The sequence below is a fragment of the Burkholderia sp. S171 genome (genome assembly GCF_009766085.1).
In the GTDB taxonomy this organism is placed as follows: Bacteria; Pseudomonadota; Gammaproteobacteria; order Burkholderiales; family Burkholderiaceae; genus Caballeronia.
The window spans coordinates 200,961-221,163 of sequence record NZ_LMUF01000007.1 but is presented as its reverse complement, the minus strand read 5'-3'; the positions used below and the strand labels follow the sequence as shown (position 1 = coordinate 221,163).

The following is a 20,203-nucleotide window of genomic DNA, read 5'->3' as shown; positions in this document are numbered from 1 at the left end:
ATGAAGACGGAGGGGGCCAACTGCAGGCTATCCGCGCAATCGCGCGCCATGTACTCGAGCCAAGCGTTCCACCAATGTTTTGATGGCCGTTTCGACCGTTTCGTCCTGAAGCGTCCCGCCAGTATCTTGCAACGTTACACGGAAGGCAAGGCTTTTCTCATGCGCGTCCAACCCACCGGAAGTGCTTGATTTTGGACGAAATTCGTCGAATAAAGCAACCCTGGTGACATGCTTGCAGGCGGGCTCGGAACGGGCACTTTCCAGCTCGTCGATGAGCGCCTGCAGCTCGACCTTCTGGTCCACGACAATCGCAATATCGCGGCGAACCGGCGGAAATTTCGACACGTCGGACGGCACCGGCAACGCGCGTTGCATCAATGCTTCAGATTCGATTTCGAACAAAACCGGCGCGTGCGGCAAATCGTATTTCTGCATCCAGCGCGGATGCAGGTCGCCGATCCAGCCCACTGCCCGGCCGTCGATTTCGATCCGTGCGCTGCGTCCCGGATGCAGCGCCGGATGTTCCGCTTTCACGAAACGCGGCACGACCGGCGCGAACAGCGCTTCCACGTCGCCTTTTACATCGAAGAAATCAACGCTGCGTGACGGTTTAGCGCCCCACTGCTCTTCGAACGCCGGACCATAAGCCAGTCCGCCAATCATTTTCGGCTGATCGAAACCTTCAATGGCCAGCTCGCCTGCTTTGATCGCCGGATCGTGCAGGAACACGCGGCCCGCTTCGAACACGCGAATCCGGTCCGCGCGCCGGTTCAGGTTGTGGCGCAACACGTTGATCAGGCTGCCGAACAACGTGGTTCGCATGACCGAAAGCTGGCTGGCGATCGGATTCAGCAATCTCACAGGATTCGTGTTGCCAGCAAAATCCGCTTCCCATTCAGCATCGACGAAACTGAAGTTCACCGTCTCCGCGTAATCCCGCGCGGCCACGGCGTGTCGCAGCACGTGAATCGAACGCTTCGTCTCGTTGGTCGGACGCATTTCGCTGGTCGCGACCGGCGGACGCGCCGGGATCTTCTCGAAGCCGTAAATGCGCGCGACTTCTTCGATCAAATCTTCTTCAATCTCGATGTCGAACCGATACGGCGGCGGTGTGACCGCGAACGTGTCGCCATCGTGCGTGAACGTGAGGCCGAGTCGCGTGAAAATCTGCGCAATTTCTTCAGCGCCAATCGCCACGCCGATAATCCGGTTCGCCCGCGATACGCGCATGCTCACCGGCTCGCGTGTCGGCACGTTGAGCGTCTGGTCGTCGACAGGACCGGCGTTGCCGCCGCAAATATCGAGGATGAGTTTAGAAACGCGCTCGATATGCTCGACGGTCGTCGAATAATCCACTCCGCGCTCGAAGCGATGCGCCGCGTCGGTGGAAAAGTTGTACTTGCGCGCGCGGCCACGAATGCTGTCCGGCCACCAGAACGCGGCTTCCAGGTAAATGTTCGTCGTGTCCAGCGACACAGCGGTGCTGTCACCGCCCATGATTCCGGCGAGGCTTTCGACGTGGCGGTCATCCGCGATCACACCGACGTTTTCATCGAGCTCGATCGTATTGCCGTTCAGCAGCTTGAGCGTCTCGCCCATCTTTCCCCAGCGCACTTCAATACCGCCGTGGATCTTGTCGAGATCGAACACGTGCGACGGCCGGCCGAGCTCAAGCATCACGTAATTGGAGATATCGACGAGCGCGGAGATGCTGCGCTGGCCCGAACGTTCGAGACGCTCGACCATCCAATGCGGAGTTTTTGCGTGCGCGTTCACACCGCGAATCACGCGGCCGGAGAAGCGTCCGCACAGATCCGGCGCCAGCACTTTGACCGGCAAAATTTCATCGATAGTGACAGCGACCGGTGGCATGTCGAGCGCGCGCAACGGCGCGCCCGTGATGGCGGCGGTTTCCCGCGCCACGCCGAAAACCGACAAACAATCGGCCTTGTTCGGCGTGAGTTTGATCTCGAAAACGGTATCGTCGAGGTTAAGCGTCTGGCGAATGTCCTGGCCAATCGGGGTATCGGCGGGCAGGATCATCAAGCCGCTATGATCTTCCGACAGCTTCAGTTCGCGTGCCGAGCACAACATCCCCTGGCTTTCCACCCCGCGCAGCTTGGACAGCTTGATCGCGAACGGCGCACCGCCGGCTTCGGCCGGCGGCAGTTCGGCGCCGACCAGCGCGACCGGCACCTTGATTCCCGGCGACACATTCGGCGCGCCGCACACAATGGTCAGCGTCTCGCCGGTGCCGGCGTCGACCTGACACACGTTGAGCTTGTCGGCGTTCGGATGCTTCGCCACTTCCAGCACCTGCCCGACGACGATCTTCGTGGTCGGCGGCGCGACGGGCGCGAGGCTTTCCACTTCGAGACCCGCCATGGTCAGCGCGTGCGAGAGTTCATCGGTCGAGAGCTTGGGATCGACGAAAGTTCTAAGCCAGGATTCCGGGAATTGCATGTGTGTCTAGGTTCGAAATGAGGTTCGACATAAGTCGTGTCTGCGTCCGGACGTAACTGTCCGGACAACGGCTCGCAGCAACATGCTCAACGTACGTCAGGCAAATTGCTCGAGGAAACGCAGATCGTTTTCGAAGAACAGGCGCAGGTCCTGCACGCCATAGCGCAGCATCGTCAGGCGCTCGAGGCCGCTGCCGAATGCAAAGCCGATATACCGTTCCGGATCGAGTCCCATGTTGCGGATCACGTTCGGATGAACTTGCCCCGAACCCGAGATTTCGAGCCATTTACCGGCATTCTTGCCATGCTCGAACATCATGTCGATTTCGGCCGACGGCTCGGTAAACGGAAAATACGACGGCCTGAAACGCACCAGAATGTCGTCGCGCTCGAAGAATTTCTTCAGGAAATCAGAGTACACGCCCTTCAGGTCGGCAAAGCTGATGTTCTCTTCGATCCACAAGCCTTCGACTTGATTGAACATCGGCGAATGCGTGGCGTCGCTATCCACCCGATACGTCCGGCCCGGCACGATCACCTTGATCGGCGGTTTGTTCATGCGCGCGTAGCGCACCTGCATCGGGCTGGTATGCGTGCGCAGCAGCAGTTGCCGGCCATCCGCATCTTTCCCGTCGATATAAAACGTGTCCTGCATCGAACGCGCCGGATGATTTTCCGGGCTGTTCAGCGCAGTGAAGTTGTACCAGTCGGATTCGATCTCGGGGCCGTCGGCCACATCGAAACCAATCGTGCTGAAAATCTGTTCCACGCGTTCCCACGTGCGCATCACCGGATGCAGGCTGCCGGCGCCGAGACCACGGCCGGGCAACGTGACATCGATCGATTCCGACGCAAGCCGCTGATTCAGCAACACGTCCGCCAGCGCCTGACGGCGCGCGTTCAGTGCCGCTTCCACCTGCTGCTTGACCGCATTGATGCGTGCGCCTTCGGTCTTGCGGGCCTCAGGATCAAGTTTGCCCAAGCCTTTCAGCAGGTCCGTGAGCACCCCGGACTTACCAAGAAAGCGGGCCTTTTCATTTTCGAGCGTGGCCGCATCGGCGGCGTTTTCGAAGGCATTTCGCGCGTCGGCGACAATCTGGTCCAAATCCATTGATCCCATCATTTCCGCGTCAAAGTTCTTCTGATCGTTCCCGGGCCGATGTTTGCGCAACCGGTGCATCTTTGCGCGTCAGCCCAGCTTCACCGGCTTCACCAACAAAAACGGGGCTCGACAAGAGCCCCATTTTTTAGTTGTTGCGCCGTCAGGTTAGAGACGACGCCACAACGAACCACGCAGTACCAATCTTGCTAACAAGCTCGATCAGGCTGCAACGGCGGCTTTTACCTGCTTGACGATCGCAGCAAAAGCAGCCTTGTCGAACACAGCCATGTCGGCCAGCACCTTGCGGTCGAGTTCGATCGAAGCCTTCTTCAGGCCGTTGATGAACACGCTGTACGTCATGTCGTGCTGACGCACCGCAGCGTTGATACGCGTGATCCACAAAGCGCGGAACACACGTTTCTTGTTGCGGCGATCGCGATAGGCATATTGCCCTGCGCGCATGACCGCTTGCTTGGCGATGCGATAGACGTTATTGCGACGGCCGCGGTAACCCTTGGCCAGCTTGATAATCTTCTTGTGACGGGCCCGTGCGGTAACCCCACGTTTGACTCTAGGCATAGTGCGCTCCTGTGAGTGTCAGTTAAGGGTTAAGCGAACGGCAACATTGCGCGCACAGAGTTCATATCAGCTGCATGAACTTCCGTGGAACCGCGCAAATGGCGTTTTACCTTGGTGGTCTTCTTGGTAAGAATGTGACGCTTGAAGGCTTGACCACGCTTGATGGTACCGCCCGGACGCACCACGAAGCGCTTTGCAGCACTCTTCTTGGTCTTCATCTTCGGCATGAAACTACTCCAGTTTATTAGATGGATATGGGTGTGCGGTCGATCCATTCGATCCTGACCCGCCCTTCGAAACCCACATGCCACTTATGAGCAGCAGGCTTTTGACAGCCGCCGCTTTTTCATGAGCGCCGCCATTATCCGGCAATGCCCTGAAACCTGCTTATTCGATGCCGCGCAGACCTTTGAAGACTTTCCCGGCCACGCGATCCATCGATTGATTCTTCAACTACTTCTTTTTCTTCGGGGCCATGACCATGATCATCTGGCGCCCTTCCATCTTCGGCATTTGCTCGACCTGACCGTGCTCTTCGAGATCGGTCTTCAACCGCTCGAGCACACGCATGCCGATTTCCTGGTGAGCCATTTCCCGACCGCGAAAACGCAACGTGATTTTCGTCTTGTCGCCATCTTCGAGGAAGCGCGTGAGGTTACGCAATTTCACGTTGTAGTCACCGTCGTCGGTGCCCGGCCGGAACTTGACTTCCTTGACCTGAACGATCTTCTGCTTGAGTTTCGCCTCGTGCTGCTTCTTGGCTTCCGAGTACTTGAACTTGCCGTAGTCCATCAACCGGGCAACAGGCGGGACAGCCTGAGGCGCGATTTCGACGAGATCCACGTCCTGTTGTTCCGACATACGGAAAGCATCGGCGAGCTTCACGATTCCCAGCGGCTCGTTGTCCACTCCGACCAGGCGCAATTCAGGTGCCGTGATTTCCCCGTTGATGCGATGTGCAGACTTATCAGTAGCGATGTTACGTTTCCTCTAAAAATCTAAAAAAACTAGCCGCGCTGCGGGTGGGCTTACTTGTACGCCTGCACGTCCTGCTGCAGACGCTCAAGGAATGCATCAACGGGCATCACGCCAGCGTCAATACCGCCACGAGCACGCACGGCTACGGTTTGTGCCTCACGCTCTTTGTCCCCGACGACCAGCAAATAGGGGACCTTCTGCAGCGTGTGCTCTCGTATTTTATAGCTAATCTTCTCGTTGCGCAAATCGCTCTCTACTCTAAGCCCTTGTTTTTGCAACGATTGGGTCACTTGCAGTGCATATTCAGCCTGACTTTCAGCGATATTCAAGACCACAGCCTGCACAGGCGCGAGCCAGGACGGCATTGCACCAGCGTGGTGCTCGATCAAAATACCAAGAAAACGTTCCATGGAACCGACGATCGCACGGTGCAACATCACCGGCCGCTTGCGGCTGTTGTCTTCCGCGACGTATTCGGCGCCCAGGCGCTCCGGCAGCACCATGTCAAGTTGCAGCGTGCCGCATTGCCACGAGCGGCCAAGCGCGTCCTTGATGTGGTACTCAATCTTCGGACCATAGAACGCACCCTCGCCCGGCAGTTCTTCCCACGTGAGACCGCACGCGGTCAGCGCGTCGCGCAGGCCCTGTTCCGAGCGATCCCAGGTTTCGTCGGTACCGGCACGGGAATCGGGACGCAGCGACAGCTTGATGTCGATGTGATCGAAGCCGAAATCCTTGTAGATGCTCATCGCGAGCGTATTGAACGCGATCGACTCTTCGATGAACTGGTCTTCCGTGCAGAAAATGTGAGCATCGTCCTGAACGAAACCACGCACGCGCATCAGGCCATGCAATGCGCCCGACGCTTCATTCCGATGACACGAGCCAAATTCCGCGTAACGCAGCGGCAGATCGCGATATGAACGCAAGCCATGGTTGAACACCTGCACGTGTCCAGGACAGTTCATCGGCTTGATCGCGTAATCGCGCTTCTCCGACTCCGTCGTGAACATGTTTTCACGGTAGTTCTGCCAGTGACCCGACGCTTCCCATAGCGAGCGATCCATGATCATCGGCGTCTTGATTTCAAGATAACCAACTTCGTTCAGACGATGGCGAATGTATTGCTCGACCTGTTGCCAGATCGCCCAGCCCTTCGGGTGCCAGAACACCATGCCCGGCGCCTCTTCCTGCAGATGGAACAGGTCGAGTTGCTTGGCGAGCTTGCGGTGATCGCGCTTCTCGGCTTCCTCGAGCATGTGCAGATACGCTTCCTGGTCTTCCTTCTTCGTCCAGGCCGTGCCGTAGATACGCTGCAATTGTTCGTTCTTCGAGTCGCCGCGCCAGTAAGCGCCCGCGACCTTCATCAGCTTGAAGACCTTCAACTTGCCGGTAGACGGCACGTGCGGGCCGCGGCAAAGATCCGTGAAACTGCCGTGCGAGTACAGCTTGATGTCGTCGGTGGAGGGGATCGATTCGATGATCTCGGCCTTGTACTTTTCGCCGATGCTCTTGAAGTAATCGACCGCTTCGCCGCGCGTTACCACCCGGCGCGACACCGGCTCGTCTTTCTTCGCGATTTCGGCCATGCGCTTTTCGATCTTCTCGAGATCTTCCGGCGTAAACGGACGGCTGTACGCGAAGTCGTAGTAGAAGCCGTTTTCGATCACCGGGCCGATCGTCACTTGTGCGTCCGGATACAGATCCTTGACCGCGTAGGCGAGCAAATGTGCCGTGGAGTGACGAATGATGTCGAGACCGTCAGCGTCTTTTTCAGTGACGATGGCAAGCGACGCGTCGTGATCGATCAGCGTGGACGTATCGACGAGTTCGCCGTCGAGCTTGCCGCCCAAGGCAGCTTTCGCGAGTCCCGCGCCAATCGACGCAGCGACTTCCGCGACCGTCACAGGGTGGTCGTACTGTCGAACTGACCCGTCGGGCAAACGTATCGAAACCATTTCGTTCTCCAAGACGCCGGCAGCCGACGCCCAAGTTCATTCAACAATGCCTTGCAAACGCCAAGTCGACCGCGCGAAGGCAAAAAAAATGCGGCCCCACATTTTGAGGGGCCGCATTCACTTTCCTACAACTGCAAAGGCGAAAGTGGTCCTCGACTAGCGTCGTTCCGAAGTTGTTTCGGTCAACGTTCGCGGTGCCATCTTATTCATTTGCCTTTCGCGCCAAGACGCTTGCTGCAGTTTTGAAAATCCAGCGTGAACCGGATTTTCACTTTCGTTGGTAGGCTCGATTGGACTCGAACCAACGACCCCCACCATGTCAAGGTGGTGCTCTAACCAGCTGAGCTACGAGCCTGAAGAAGCGAAATTATATGGAGCGTTTTGAATCTTGGCAAGTGCTTTCATGCGATGACACTGCAGATATTCGTCGATACGTTTAAGAAGCCTCAACAATGCGCTTCAAATTCAACGCCTTATCAACGCATCAAGCGCGTAGGTCAAGCAGGAATTTATACGTCGGTGCGGCTCACGCCCGTCGCGACGCGCGCATCACACCCTGCACTTCCCCCAGCAACAAGCACGCGCGTTGAATTTGCGCGGCACTCGACACCTCGACCGTAAATTGCATGTACGCGACGTTACGCCGGCTCTGCGTCTTTACGCCAGTCACGTTCATTTTCTCGCGCGCGAACACTTCGGAGATATCGCGCAGCAAGCCCTGCCGATCGTTCGATTCCACGGCGAGATCGACCGGGTACACCGACGATCCGCGTCCGCTCATTACGTCCGCGGACCACGCGGTCTCAAGCACCCGTTCGGGTGAGCGTTCGGCCATGCGCTGGAAGGTCGCGCAGTCACTGCGGTGGATCGACATACCCTTGCCACGCGTGACAAAGCCCGCGATGCCGTCCGGCGGAGCCGGACGGCAACACCGTGCCAGTTGCGTCAGCAACGCATCTACGCCGACGACCAGCACGCCAGTAGACGCACCCTGCGCCACGCTTTGCCCGCTGCTGCGCTTCTCGAACTGCGCCGGCGCTTCGGGTTCAGGTTCCGGCGGCGGTGTGTCGTGCAGCGCTTGCTCGACGTTGCGCAGACTGAACTCTTCCTTGGCGACGACCGCGTACAGATCTTCAGGCGTCTTGAAGCCGAGTTTCGATGCCAGTTGATCGAGGTTGACGGACGTCTTGCCCTCACGCTGCAGGGTCTTTTCAACGAGCGTGCGCCCGTTCGCGATGTTTTCCTCGGAATCGACCGCGTTGAACCACGCGCGCACCTTTTGCCGCGCTCGCGGGCTGTGCAAGTAGCCAAGCAACGGATTGAGCCAGTCGCGTGACGGGCCGCCCTCCTTCACCGCCACGATCTCGACCGTCTGGCCGTTCTGCAGGGGCGTGTTGAGCGGCACCATGGCCCCGTCGACACGCGCGCCGCGGCAACGGTGCCCAAGCTCGCTGTGCAGGTGATACGCGAAGTCGACAGCGGTCGAGCCTTGCGGCATGGCAATCACGCGTGCCTGCGGCGTGAGTACGTAGATGTGGTCGTCGTCGAGTGTGGCCTCGCGCAAATGCTGCCAGGGCTGCGCGCCCGGCTGATCCGCCTCGGAGACGTCTTCTTTCCACGCCAGCAGTTGGCGCAACCACGCAATCTTTTCGTCGTATTTGTCGCTGGCAGTAACCTGCCCGCCGTATGCGCGCGCGCCGGCTTCCTTGTAGCGCCAGTGGGCCGCCACGCCATATTCGGCAAAGCCGTGCATCTCCTGCGTGCGGATCTGGACTTCAAATGCTCGCCCGTCGTCGCCTACCACGACGGTATGCAGCGACCGGTACCCGTTCGCTTTCGGCCGTGAAATGTAGTCGTCGAATTCCCGCGGCACCGGCTGCCACAAATTGTGGACGATACCGAGCACCGTGTAGCAATCCTTGATGTCGTCGACGATCACGCGAAACGCGCGCACGTCATTCAGCTCGGAAAAATCCAGTTCCTTGCCGCGCATCTTTTTCCAGATGCTGTAGATGTGCTTCGGCCGGCCGCTCACTTCCGCCCGGATAGTCGCGGTGGCCAGTTCCTTCTGCAAACGTGCGATAGCGTCGGTCACATACGCTTCGCGCTCGACCCGCTTTTCGTCGAGCAACTTCGCGATGCGTTTGTAGGTGGGCGGTTCCTCGAAGCGAAACGCGAGGTCCTCCAGTTCCCACTTCAATTGCCAGATGCCCAGCCGGTTTGCGAGCGGCGCATAGATCTCGAGTGTTTCACGCGGCACGTCGGGCGAAGGTTCGAGCTTGTTCGCCGCGTAGTAGCGCAGTGACTGCAGCCGTGACGCCAGGCGGATCAACACCACGCGAATATCCTGCGCGAACGCGAGCAACATCTTGCGCAACGCTTCGACCTGGGCACGGCGCGCAGCTTGCGCTTCACGGCCTGTTTCCGGCAACGTTGCCTGCGAGGCCCTCGAGCTGACCGAACCCAGCCGCCACAGCTTGCGGACATCCGCAACGAGGCCTTGCACTTCCGCGCCAAAACGCTCGCTGATGACACGCTCGGGGTCGTCGATATGCGGCGCAATTGCGAACAGCGCCGCCGCCAAAATAGCTGCAGGATCGACGTTCAACGTTTGCATGATCCGCGCCGTGCCGGCCGCGTGCTCGACCAGCAATTCCCCGCTGGTCAACCGCGCATCTCCCGCGTGTTCGCGCACGAACGCGAGCGCGTCGTCCAAGGACGGCTCGGGTGTCAGCGCAGGAGAAACGGCGGTATCAGGCATACGGATTAATCTAGTGCTCCAAATGTTCCCGGCTTAGCTGCGGACCGCAGCCACGACCACCACTTCCACGAGGCACGCCGGGTTGGCAAGCTTCGATTCCACGGTAGCGCGCGGCGGCGCATTGCCTTCTGGAACCCACATGTCCCACGCTGCGTTCATGGCCGCGAAATTGCCCATGTCGGCGAGATAGATCTGGACCGACAAAAGCTGCGTCTTGTCGCTGCCGGCTTCTTCCAGCAAACGGTCGATATGGCCAAGCACTTCACGGGTCTGGCCCGTGATGTCCTGCTCGGTGTCTTCCGCGATCTGGCCGGCAAGATAAATGGTGCCGTTGTGGATCGCGATTTCGGAAAGACGCGCGCCGACATGGTGACGAATGACTGCCATGAGTGTTCCTGAGAGTGAATGGTCAAAAAAACCGTACGAAGCTCAATATTATGCCTCGGACGTTTCCGTATTGAGGAAGAACCGGTATGCGATCGCGATCTGATCAGGTGTCAAAAACGCTGGCGCGTGACCCACACCCGCGAATTCCCTGGCCGTCACGGCCTGCCCGCTTGCGACCATTTTTTCGACGGTCTCGCGCGACAGCAAATCCGAATGCTCACCCCGAACGACCAGCACCGGATGCTGGATCGACGCCAGCGAATGCCACAAAATCGCCTCGCCGAGCGAAGCCGCATTTGCGTCGGCCGCGGCAAATGGGACCGCGACTTTCGGGTCGTACCGATACCCCCAGCGCCCCTCGTGCTCCCGCATCAACGGCGTGTTGATTGCGCGCCATTCATCGGCGGTCAAGGGTCCGAACGACGCAGCGAGCTGCGCCGCGTTGTCGATACCTTCTTGCAGCGTCGCGAAGGTATCGCCGCGGCCAAGATAGGTACCAATACGCTCGAGCGCCACCGGTTCAATATGCGGCCCCACGTCGTTGAGCAGCATTTTCCGGATCGGCGAATTCGGCAGTCCGGCAAGCCCAAGGCCGATCAACCCACCCATGGACGTCCCGAACCAATCCACCGTTTCCACGTTCAGCCGTGCAATGAGCGCGACCATGTCAGCTACGTACTGTGGCACCCCGTAATGCTTGGGATCGACCAGCCAGTCAGACAAACCTCGCCCCACCACGTCCGGGCACACCACCCGATACTCGCCAGCGAACGCTTTCGCCACCGCGTCGAAATCCCGGCCGGAGCGCGTCAGCCCATGCACACACACGAGCACGCGCGGGTTCGCCGGATCACCCCATTCGGTATAAGCCATCCGATGCAGGCCCGACGGGCTGATGCACTGCACATGACGTTGGCGTGGCGTGGGAACAAACGAAAGCGCAGCTTCGACGATAGACGCGGACATAAGATTTTCCTCTGTGCGATGGCGCTGCGACATGCGAACAACTCAACCGAAATCGATTGTAAACGCTTTGCCGGGTGCGCTTCGGCGCGATGCCGCAGCGTTAGCCGAATGGCCTGTACGAAAACGCACCATGCCTCGCAGAAAACGCGGACCACGAGCCCCCAAAGAGCCCCTTTACGGCCCGCCTCGGCTTTAACAAACGCCATCATCCAAAATAAAAAAACCGCCCCGACTCACGTCGGAACGGCTCGTTTCGGCCGGAAAACAAACTGGCGCAGATGCAGAAAAACCTTACTTGACGCCGCTCACATCCAACGGTGCGCCGGTTTTCTGCTGGATCTCTTCCACACTGACGCCCGGCGCCAGTTCGACGAGTTTCAAACCTGCGTCGGTGACATCGATCACGCCAAGATCCGTAATGATCCGGTCGACCACGGCCACACCCGTCAGCGGCAGCGTGCATGCGTCGAGAATCTTGTGCTGGTCGCCCTTCGCCACGTGCTCCATCAACACGATCACGCGCTTGACGCCCGCGACAAGGTCCATCGCGCCGCCCATGCCCTTGATCATCTTCCCGGGGATCATCCAGTTGGCGAGGTCACCCGTCTTGCTGATCTGCATGGCGCCAAGGATGGCCAGGTTCACGTGGCCGCCACGAATCATCGCGAACGAATCCGCTGACGAAAAAATCGACGACCCCGGCAGCGTGGTCACCGTTTGCTTGCCGGCGTTGATCAGGTCGGCGTCGACTTCTTCCTCGGTAGGCGACGGCCCGATACCGAGCAAGCCATTCTCCGATTGCAGCCACACTTCCATGCCCTCCGGCACGAAATTCGCCACCAGCGTGGGCAAGCCAATGCCCAGATTCACGTAAAAACCGTCCTGCAATTCCTTGCCCGCCCGCGCGGCCATCTGGTTCCGGTCCCATGCCATGATCAGTCTCCTTTTGCGCGCACGACGCGTTGTTCGATGCGTTTTTCCGGATGCGCGTTCAGCACAATGCGCTGCACGAAGATGCCCGGCGTGTGAATGGCGTCAGGATCGAGCGCGCCGACTTCCACGATTTCCTCCACTTCGACCACTGTGATCTTGCCGGCCATGGCGCACATCGGGTTGAAGTTGCGGGCCGTGCGGCGATAAATCAAATTGCCTGATTTATCGGCTTTCCACGCCTTTACGAGCGCGACGTCAGCGGTCAGCGAATGTTCGAGTACGTAATGGTTGTCGCCGAATTGGCGCGTTTCCTTGCCGTCTGCGATCACCGTGCCGTAACCCGTGTTGGTGAAGAATGCCGGAATGCCCGAGCCGCCCGCGCGCAGCTTTTCGGCCAGCGTGCCTTGCGGCGTGAATTCAAGCTCGAGTTCGCCGGCCAGATACTGGCGTTCGAATTCCTTGTTCTCGCCGACGTACGACGAAATCATTTTCTTGACCTGACGGGTTTCGAGCAGCAGCCCGAGTCCGAAGCCGTCAACGCCCGCGTTGTTGCTGATGCACGTAATGCCCTGGACGCCCGTGTCGCGCAATGCCGCGATCAGCGCCTCGGGAATGCCGCACAGGCCAAAACCGCCGACGGCGAACGTCTGCCCGTCCTTTACGATGCCATCGAGCGCCTCTTTCGCGCTGGGATAGACCTTGTTCATCTGTTTGTCCCTTCCTGATCTGGATGAAATCCGTTTATTTAAGCCGTCCGCGCGACCGGCTTGCATAGCGCGAGACGACTTTCTGACGTGGCAAAAGAGTACGACGCCGGATCGATCCGGCACAATACGCAAAAATACATAAGTAATTGCCGTACTGCACGGCGATGAAATAGTTAAACGCGGGTTAAACCCGACACGTGCGAGCCAAATGCGTCAACTGGATTACCAAACAGCGTTTCATCTTGCGCCAGTCGGACTGGTGTTGTCACGGGAACGGATCATCGAAGACTGCAACGAGCAGCTCTGCGCGATTTTCGGTGTTGCGCCGAAGGCCCTGCTGGGCCAGTCGTTCCAGGTTCTGTATCCGTCGCCGGTGGAGTTCGAGCGGATCGGCGCCCGGATCGCCGCATTGATGCAGCGGCAAGGCAGTTACGCCGACGACCGCATCATGAAACGCGCAAACGGGGAATTGTTCTGGTGCCATGTGACCGGGCGCTCGCTCGATCTGAGCGCGCCGCACGCCGCCGGTGTCTGGACTTTCGAGGATCTGAGCGCCACCCGCCGGGTTGCTATCGAACTGACGCCGCGCGAACGTGAAATTGCCGCGCAGCTCGTCACCGGCAAGACCAGCAAGCAGATCGGCCGCGCGCTGGATATCAGTTCGCGGACCGTGGACGTCTACCGTTCAAAGCTCATGCGCAAATACGACACGGGCAACGCGACCGAGTTGTTACAGCGGCTGCTGGGAGACTAGGCGCCCGGTTTGATGCCCACTGCAGCCGTTTCAATGGCATGGCGCAACAGGTCAGGAATCTGCACCGATTTCGCCGCCGCGTAGTCGATCCACACGCATTTCGCTGTGCCCCGGGCGTAGAGCGTCGCGGGATCGTCGGCACGAAACAGCTCGAAACGTGTGTCGAAACTGCTGCGGCCCGGCGGCCCCACGAACATGCTGCCGATGACATCGCCGGGATAGTGGAGCTGTCTCAGGAACTCCATCGACGCATTCACAATCACCGGTCCCTGCCCTTCAACATTTGCACCGGCAAGGGCCAGTTGCCGGAACCACGAAATCCGCACTTCCTCCATGAAACGGAAGTAGACCGTGTTGTTCACGTGGCCGAATGCATCCATGTCGCCCCACCGCAACGGCATGGACAGATCGATTACGCGATGAAAACCGGGTGTTACGGCCGCCTGCTCAAGAACCTGGCTCATAGACCAAATCCGTCGTCGGCCGCGATCACCGAGCCATTGATGAACTGCGATTCGTCCGCGGCAAGCAGCAGCAGCAAGCCATCCAGGTCTTCAGGCGTACCCACCCGGCGACGCGGCAGCATGGCGAGCAGTTTCTGGCCCGCCTCGCTTTTCCAATGATGGTGATTGAGTTCGGTATCGATATAACCCGGGCAGATCGCGTTCACATTGATGCCGTGACGGCCCCATTCCTGCGCCATTGCCTTCGTCATATGAATAATGGCGGCCTTGCTCATGGAGTAAACGCCGATCTGCGGCAAGGTCTTGAGCCCCGCCATGGACGCGATATTGATGATCCGATAACCCGGCTTGACCGTGCCGTTGCCGCGCATGATCATCCGTTTCGCTACTTCCTGAGCGACAAAAAACGCGCCGCGCGTGTTGGTATCGAATACAAAGTCGAAGTCCGACGGCGTCACATCCGTCAGTTTTTGCTGGGTAGACACGCCCGAATTGTTCACGAGGATGTCGATCGTGCCAGCCTCCGTCTCCGCGTGCGCGACGGCCGACTTGATGCTTTGGTAGTCAGTGACGTCGAGCGACACAACGTGCGCCGCGCCGCCAGATGCTTCGATCTCGGCGCGCAGTTCCTTCAGGCGCTCCGTGCGCCGGCTCGCCAGCACGACCCGTGCGCCCGCCTGCGACAGCACTTGCGCAAAGCGCTTGCCAAGTCCGCTGGAGGCGCCGGTGATCAGCGCGCATTTGCCTTCCAGGTTAATCGAACGGCCCATTGTTTTTCCTTGGTTGAAAGCGATTGAGGTGCCCGAAAGCGGACCGGCTTGACGTCGTTCGCCCCGCGGCTCGCCCCAAATAAGCATCGAATCGACACAGCCGATATGCTATCCTAAAATAATACGGTCGTGCTAATTTCAGGATCGTCGGTTGCACCCCGCGAAGGGTTCCCTGACAATACGCGATCCCCAAAAAAAGCATTCTAACGTTAGACAGGAGCATTGGATGACCCCGGAGAGTCTCATCGAGCAGTACGGTCCCCGTGAATCCATGGAGTACGACGTCGTGATCGTGGGCGGCGGTCCTGCGGGGATATCGGCGGCGATCCGGCTGAAGCAGCTCGCGCAGGAAAAAGGCGTGGAACTCGGCGTCTGCGTGCTGGAGAAAGGCTCAGAGATTGGTGCGCACATCCTCTCGGGCGCCGTGATGGACCCGCGGGGTTTAAGCGAACTGCTCCCCGACTGGAAGACCCAGGGCGCACCGCTTAATGTGGAAGTCACCGAAGACCGCTTCCTGTTTTTGTCGAAGGACAGCGCAAAGCAAGTTCCGAACTGGCTGCTCCCGGACAACTTCAAGAACCACGGCAACTATGTCGTGAGTCTCGCGAACGTCACGCGCTGGCTGGGACAACAAGCTGAAGCGCTGGGCGTCGAGATATTCCCGGGCTTTCCTGCGGCCGAAGTGCTCTACACTGAAGCCGGCGCCGTACGCGGCGTGGCGACGGGCAACATGGGCGTGGGCAAGGACGGCGAGCCGACCGGCAACTTCCAGCTCGGCATGGAATTGCACGCCAAATACACGCTGTTTTGCGAGGGCGCACGCGGCAATCTGGGCCGCCAGCTCATGGATAAATTCAAGCTCGGCCGCGACGCCGATCCGCAAGTCTACGGCCTCGGCATCAAAGAGCTGTGGCAGATCGATCCGTCCAAACACAAGCCGGGCCTCGTGATTCACACCGCCGGCTGGCCGCTGGAAACCGATACGTATGGCGGCTCGTTCCTCTATCACATGGACGATAACCAGGTGATGGTGGGCTTTGTCGTCGGCTTGGGGTATTCGAATCCGTACCTGTCACCGTTTGAGGAATTCCAGCGTTACAAGACACATCCGGCGATCCGCACATTCCTTGAAGGCGGCAAGCGCGTGTCGTACGGCGCACGGGCGATCACGGCCGGAGGGTTGATGTCGTTGCCGAAGCTCGTATTCCCGGGCGGAGCACTGGCGGGTGACGATGCCGGGTTCCTGAATGCATCGCGGATCAAGGGCAGTCACGCCGCGATCAAGTCCGGCAAAATGGCCGCTGAAGCCGCGTTCGACGCTGTGCAAGCCGGTCGTCAAGCCGATGAACTGAGCGCCTACCCTGACGCGTTTAATAGCTCGTGGCTCAAGACCGAGCTCTATCGTGCGCGCAATTTCAAGCAGTGGATGAGCAAGGGTTTGTACCTCGGCACGTTCATGGTCGGGCTTGAGCAGAAGGTCCTGGGCGGCAATGTGCCCTGGACGCTGCATCATCAGCACGCCGATAACGAAACGCTTAAACCCGCTTCGCAATGCAAGCCGATCGTGTATCCGAAGCCCGATGGCAAGCTGACGTTCGACCGGATGGCATCGGTGTTTATATCGAATACGAATCACGAGGAAAACCAGCCGGCACATTTGACGCTGAAGGATGCATCGGTGCCGGTGGATGTGAATTTAAGGACCTATGCGGGACCGGAAGGACGCTATTGCCCGGCACAGGTATACGAGTTCGTGAAGAACGATGATGGCAGCGAGCGCCTGCAGATCAACGCGCAGAACTGCGTGCACTGCAAGACTTGCGATATCAAAGACCCAACGCAGAACATTGTGTGGGTACCGCCGGAAGGCGGCGGTGGGCCGAATTATCCGAATATGTGAGTGTTCGGAGTTGAAGCTTTAAAAAAAATCGCCGGTTCTTTATGTTAAGAACCGGCGATTTTTTATTTGGCGATATGCGCAGCAATATGAGGCGTTGTCGTCACCACGTCGCCGTTCTGCGCGCGATGCCGCAACGCATGATCGATCAGCACGAGCGCGAGCAGCGCTTCAGCGATCGGCGTCGCCCGGATGCCAACGCACGGATCATGGCGACCGAAGGTTTCGACCGTCGCGGAATGACCGGCTTTATCGATGGACTCACGCGGCGTGCGAATGCTCGACGTCGGTTTGATCGCGATCGATACAGTAATGTCCTGCCCGCTCGAAATGCCGCCCAACACGCCGCCAGCGTTGTTCGCCGCGAACCCCTCGGGCGTCATTTCGTCGCCGTGAACCGAACCGCGTTGCGCCACGCTCGCGAAACCCGCGCCAATTTCAACGCCTTTCACCGCATTGATGCCCATCATCGCTTTCGCGATATCGGCGTCGAGGCGGTCATAAAGCGGTTCGCCCAGCCCGGCCGGCACGCCAGTCGCCATCACGCCGATGCGCGCGCCAATTGAATCACCGTCCTTGCGCAGCGCGTCCATGTATTCCTCGAGGCGCGGCACGATTTCCGCATTCGGCGCGAAAAACGGGTTTTCGCGCACGTGTTCCCACGCAACGAACGGAATGGGGATCTCGCCGAGCGCGCTCATGAACCCGCGTGTTTCGATGCCCATACGCTCACGCAGCCATTTCTTCGCTACAGCACCGGCCGCGACAGTTGGCGCCGTCAACCGCGCTGACGACCGTCCGCCCCCGCGATAGTCGCGGATTCCGTACTTCTGCCAGTAGGTGTAATCGGCGTGCCCGGGACGAAAGGTCTCGACGATATTGCCGTAATCCTTGCTGCGCTGGTCCGTATTCCGGATCAGCAACGCGATAGGCGTACCGGTCGTTTTACCTTCGAACACGCCGGACAGAATCTCGACCTGATCGGCTTCCTGACGCTGCGTCACATGCCGCGACGTACCCGGTTTGCGCCGATCCAGCTCGATCTGGATATCCGCCTCTGACAACTCCATGCCCGGCGGGCAGCCGTCGATCACGCAGCCGATCGCGGGACCGTGCGACTCGCCAAAGTTCGTGACGGTGAAAAGCGTGCCGAGTGTATTGCCGGACATGAGCGTCGTCCTGAAAAAAGCGAAAGAGCCGATATTATGCCAGCCGACAGATGATGCGCCCACGCTCGAAACCGGTTGTGCGCAGCCCTTTCGTCGGCAAAAACACCGCTTAACGAAGACTCTTGGCTGCGCGAAGCCCCTTTCGCGCCTTATTTACGAGCGCCTCGCAGCGCTGAGACCAACTCTTGCAAGTGCTCAGGCGTGGCATCGGCTGGGGCAATCGGCTCACCAACCGCCAGCGTCAAGCGGCTCATCACCCCGCGATGAATAGGACGCGGCCAGCGGTTGTCGTCGTGACGGGAGAAAACGCTGCCCCACAAGCCGCGTAAAGCGATAGGTACAACCACTGCCGAATGGCGCTTGAGAATCTCGCTGATGCCATGGCGGAACGGGTTGATATCGCCGGTTCGGGTGAGCTTGCCTTCCGGGAAGATGCAGACCAGATCGCCGTCGGCGAGCGCACGGCCGCAGGCGTCGTAGGCTTTTTCCAGCAGTCTTGCGTCCTCGTGAGCCGGTGCAATCGGAATGGCCTTGACGTGACGGAACAGCCAGCCGACCAGCGGCGAGCGGAAAATCCGGTGATCCATCACGAAGCGGATCGGCCGCGGACTTTCCGACATGATCACGATGGCATCGACGAAACTCACGTGATTGCACACCAGCACGGCAGCGCCGTGCTCGGGAATGCGCTCGGCGTTCACGAGCCTGATCCGGTAGAACGTATGCACGAGAATCCACGCGAGAAAGCGCAGCAGGAACTCGGGCACGAGCGAATAGATATACGCGGCCACCACAATATTCAACAACGCCGTGATGAGAAACAACCCGGGAATGCCAACGCCCGCCGACGTCAAACCGACCGCCATCAACGCCGACACGATCATGAAAAACGAGTTGAGAATATTGTTCGCGGCGATGATGCGCGCGCGATGCGTCGGCTGGCTGCGCGACTGGATCAGCGCGTAGAGCGGCACGCTGTAGAAGCCGCCGAACATGGCAAGCAGGAACAGGTCGGCCAGGATGCGCCAGTGCACGCCGATCTGAAGGAATTCGCCGACGCCCATGAGATGACCAGCCGGCACAATGCCGTGGCTGGCAAAAAACAGGTCGATGGCAAAAACGCTGATGCCGATTGACCCGAGCGGAACCAGTCCGATCTCAACACGGCGTTTCGAGAGCTTTTCACACATCAGCGAACCGATGCCGATACCGATCGAAAACGTGCCGAGCAGCACGGTGACTACGTCCGGATTCGCCGACAGGACGTCCTTCGCGAAGTTGAAAAACGACGTGAGAAACGTCGCACCGACGAACCAGAGCCACGAAATCCCAAGCAGGCTCAGGAATACGGTGCGGTCCTGGCGCGCGAGCGCGAGATTGCGCCACGTCTCGGTGAACGGGTTCCAGTTGATCTTGAGATCAGGCTGCAACGCCGCTGTTTTCGGCACGAAACTCGACGCCACGCGCCCGATCAGTGCAACCGTCACACAGCACGCGGCAAGCATTATGGCGCCGTGCTCGGTCAGCCCCGCCGCCGCGCCGCCGATGATCGTCCCGATTAAAATGGCCACGAACGTCCCCATTTCGACGAGGCCATTGCCGCCAACAAGTTCTGATGGCTGGAGGTGTTGTGGCAAATACGCGTATTTCACCGGTCCGAACACGGTCGAATGCACGCCCATAAGGAACGTGCAGACGTAAAGCAGGGGCGCGCTGTGCAAGATGAAACCCGCGCCGCCGATCAGCATCACCACGATTTCGAATGTCTTCACGAAGCGCGTGAGCGTGGCCTTGTCGTATTTATCGGCGACTTGGCCGGATGTCGCGGAAAAAAGCACGAAAGGGATGATGAAGATGGCGGAAATGAGGAAAGCGGCGGTTTTCGGATCGACACCCGAAAAGCGTGCGGCCTGAAACGTGACCAGCGACGTAAAGCCGACCTTGAAGACGTTGTCGTTGAGTGCGCCGAGAAACTGCGTCCAGAAGAACGGCGCGAAACGACGTTCACGCAACAGGCGGAACTGACCGTCGCCATGTTGGGCGCCGGCCTTTTTCGCGCGGGGTGATGCAGATGTTTCGCTCATGGATTATTGGAATTGGTCGCTGAGAGAGTGGTGATCTGTTGAGTCTGACGGTTACAGGCGAATCCGTGATGACCGGGCCCGATACCGAGCGCAAAGGACCGAAGGGACGAAAAAAATGCGCGCCGCTCGGGCGCGCATTTTGTGCGTGACGTTAGGATGCGTTTCGACCGGGTGGCGTAACTCGTGCAGCCCGTGTCAGTCGCGCTAATCGCGCTAACCGTGCGCGCCCTCG

17 protein-coding genes and 1 tRNA gene are annotated in these 20,203 nt (G+C 59.2%); 2 read left to right on the top strand and 16 right to left on the bottom strand.

Annotated features, from left to right (window positions below; translation table 11 throughout):
* Nucleotides 1-27: 27 nt before the first annotated feature.
* The 12 genes from pheT to GSQ93_RS03945 all read right to left on the bottom strand — a co-directional run bounded on the left by pheT (nt 28) and on the right by GSQ93_RS03945 (nt 12,833).
* Nucleotides 28-2,463 (bottom strand): phenylalanine--tRNA ligase subunit beta, encoded by a 2,436-nt coding sequence (gene pheT / locus GSQ93_RS04000; protein ID WP_158934331.1) that lies wholly within the window; start codon nt 2,461-2,463, stop codon nt 28-30.
* A 96-nt stretch (nt 2,464-2,559) separates the two neighbouring features.
* Nucleotides 2,560-3,573, bottom strand: coding sequence for a phenylalanine--tRNA ligase subunit alpha (gene pheS, locus GSQ93_RS03995; RefSeq protein ID WP_174254573.1), 1,014 nt, complete (start codon nt 3,571-3,573; stop codon nt 2,560-2,562).
* Between the two features lie 210 nt (nt 3,574-3,783).
* On the bottom strand, nt 3,784-4,143 hold the full coding sequence (gene rplT / locus GSQ93_RS03990) for a 50S ribosomal protein L20 (protein WP_007585475.1): 360 nt from the start codon (nt 4,141-4,143) through the stop codon (nt 3,784-3,786).
* 29 nt (nt 4,144-4,172) lie between these two features.
* Nucleotides 4,173-4,370, bottom strand: a complete 198-nt coding sequence (rpmI, locus tag GSQ93_RS03985) for a 50S ribosomal protein L35 (protein ID WP_158934330.1) — start codon at nt 4,368-4,370, stop codon at nt 4,173-4,175.
* Nucleotides 4,371-4,596: 226 nt separating this feature from the next.
* Nucleotides 4,597-5,121 (bottom strand): translation initiation factor IF-3, encoded by a 525-nt coding sequence (gene infC, locus GSQ93_RS03980; protein ID WP_075583340.1) that lies wholly within the window; start codon nt 5,119-5,121, stop codon nt 4,597-4,599.
* 50 nt (nt 5,122-5,171) lie between these two features.
* Nucleotides 5,172-7,079, bottom strand: coding sequence for a threonine--tRNA ligase (thrS, locus tag GSQ93_RS03975; RefSeq protein ID WP_158934329.1), 1,908 nt, complete (start codon nt 7,077-7,079; stop codon nt 5,172-5,174).
* Nucleotides 7,080-7,357: 278 nt separating this feature from the next.
* Nucleotides 7,358-7,434 (bottom strand) — tRNA-Val (locus tag GSQ93_RS03970).
* A 171-nt stretch (nt 7,435-7,605) separates the two neighbouring features.
* Nucleotides 7,606-9,840, bottom strand: coding sequence for a bifunctional (p)ppGpp synthetase/guanosine-3',5'-bis(diphosphate) 3'-pyrophosphohydrolase (locus tag GSQ93_RS03965; protein ID WP_158934328.1), 2,235 nt, complete (start codon nt 9,838-9,840; stop codon nt 7,606-7,608).
* Nucleotides 9,841-9,873: 33 nt separating this feature from the next.
* The gene (locus GSQ93_RS03960; protein WP_158934327.1) at nt 9,874-10,227 is read right to left on the bottom strand and encodes a RidA family protein; all 354 of its coding nucleotides are present in this window, start codon (nt 10,225-10,227) and stop codon (nt 9,874-9,876) included.
* Between the two features lie 48 nt (nt 10,228-10,275).
* Nucleotides 10,276-11,193 carry an alpha/beta fold hydrolase gene (locus tag GSQ93_RS03955; RefSeq protein ID WP_158934326.1) on the bottom strand — a complete coding sequence of 306 codons (918 nt, stop codon included), beginning with the start codon at nt 11,191-11,193 and terminating at the stop codon, nt 10,276-10,278.
* A 291-nt stretch (nt 11,194-11,484) separates the two neighbouring features.
* Nucleotides 11,485-12,126, bottom strand: a complete 642-nt coding sequence (locus GSQ93_RS03950; RefSeq protein ID WP_158934325.1) for a CoA transferase subunit B — start codon at nt 12,124-12,126, stop codon at nt 11,485-11,487.
* A 2-nt stretch (nt 12,127-12,128) separates the two neighbouring features.
* Nucleotides 12,129-12,833, bottom strand: coding sequence for a CoA transferase subunit A (locus GSQ93_RS03945; protein WP_158934324.1), 705 nt, complete (start codon nt 12,831-12,833; stop codon nt 12,129-12,131).
* A gap of 208 nt (nt 12,834-13,041) precedes the next feature.
* Here GSQ93_RS03945 and GSQ93_RS03940 point away from each other — a divergent pair, with 208 nt between their 5' ends.
* Nucleotides 13,042-13,587, top strand: a complete 546-nt coding sequence (locus tag GSQ93_RS03940) for a LuxR C-terminal-related transcriptional regulator (protein WP_158934323.1) — start codon at nt 13,042-13,044, stop codon at nt 13,585-13,587.
* Here GSQ93_RS03940 and GSQ93_RS03935 read toward each other — a convergent pair.
* Complete coding sequence (locus GSQ93_RS03935) at nt 13,584-14,051, bottom strand: thioesterase family protein (protein WP_158934322.1); 468 nt, start codon at nt 14,049-14,051, stop codon at nt 13,584-13,586. The two genes, GSQ93_RS03940 and GSQ93_RS03935, sit on opposite strands and share 4 nt — an antisense overlap.
* A complete protein-coding gene (locus GSQ93_RS03930) occupies nt 14,048-14,821 on the bottom strand; it encodes an SDR family oxidoreductase (RefSeq protein WP_158934321.1) in 774 nt (257 codons plus the stop codon). The genes GSQ93_RS03935 and GSQ93_RS03930 overlap by 4 nt, the downstream gene beginning before the upstream one ends.
* A gap of 226 nt (nt 14,822-15,047) precedes the next feature.
* Here GSQ93_RS03930 and GSQ93_RS03925 point away from each other — a divergent pair, with 226 nt between their 5' ends.
* On the top strand, nt 15,048-16,721 hold the full coding sequence (locus GSQ93_RS03925; protein WP_158934320.1) for an electron transfer flavoprotein-ubiquinone oxidoreductase: 1,674 nt from the start codon (nt 15,048-15,050) through the stop codon (nt 16,719-16,721).
* A gap of 62 nt (nt 16,722-16,783) precedes the next feature.
* Here GSQ93_RS03925 and aroC read toward each other — a convergent pair whose 3' ends face one another.
* The gene (gene aroC, locus GSQ93_RS03920; protein WP_158934319.1) at nt 16,784-17,887 is read right to left on the bottom strand and encodes a chorismate synthase; all 1,104 of its coding nucleotides are present in this window, start codon (nt 17,885-17,887) and stop codon (nt 16,784-16,786) included.
* A gap of 149 nt (nt 17,888-18,036) precedes the next feature.
* Nucleotides 18,037-19,971 carry an MFS transporter gene (locus tag GSQ93_RS03915; protein WP_158934318.1) on the bottom strand — a complete coding sequence of 645 codons (1,935 nt, stop codon included), beginning with the start codon at nt 19,969-19,971 and terminating at the stop codon, nt 18,037-18,039.
* Between the last annotated feature and the right edge of the window lie 232 nt (nt 19,972-20,203).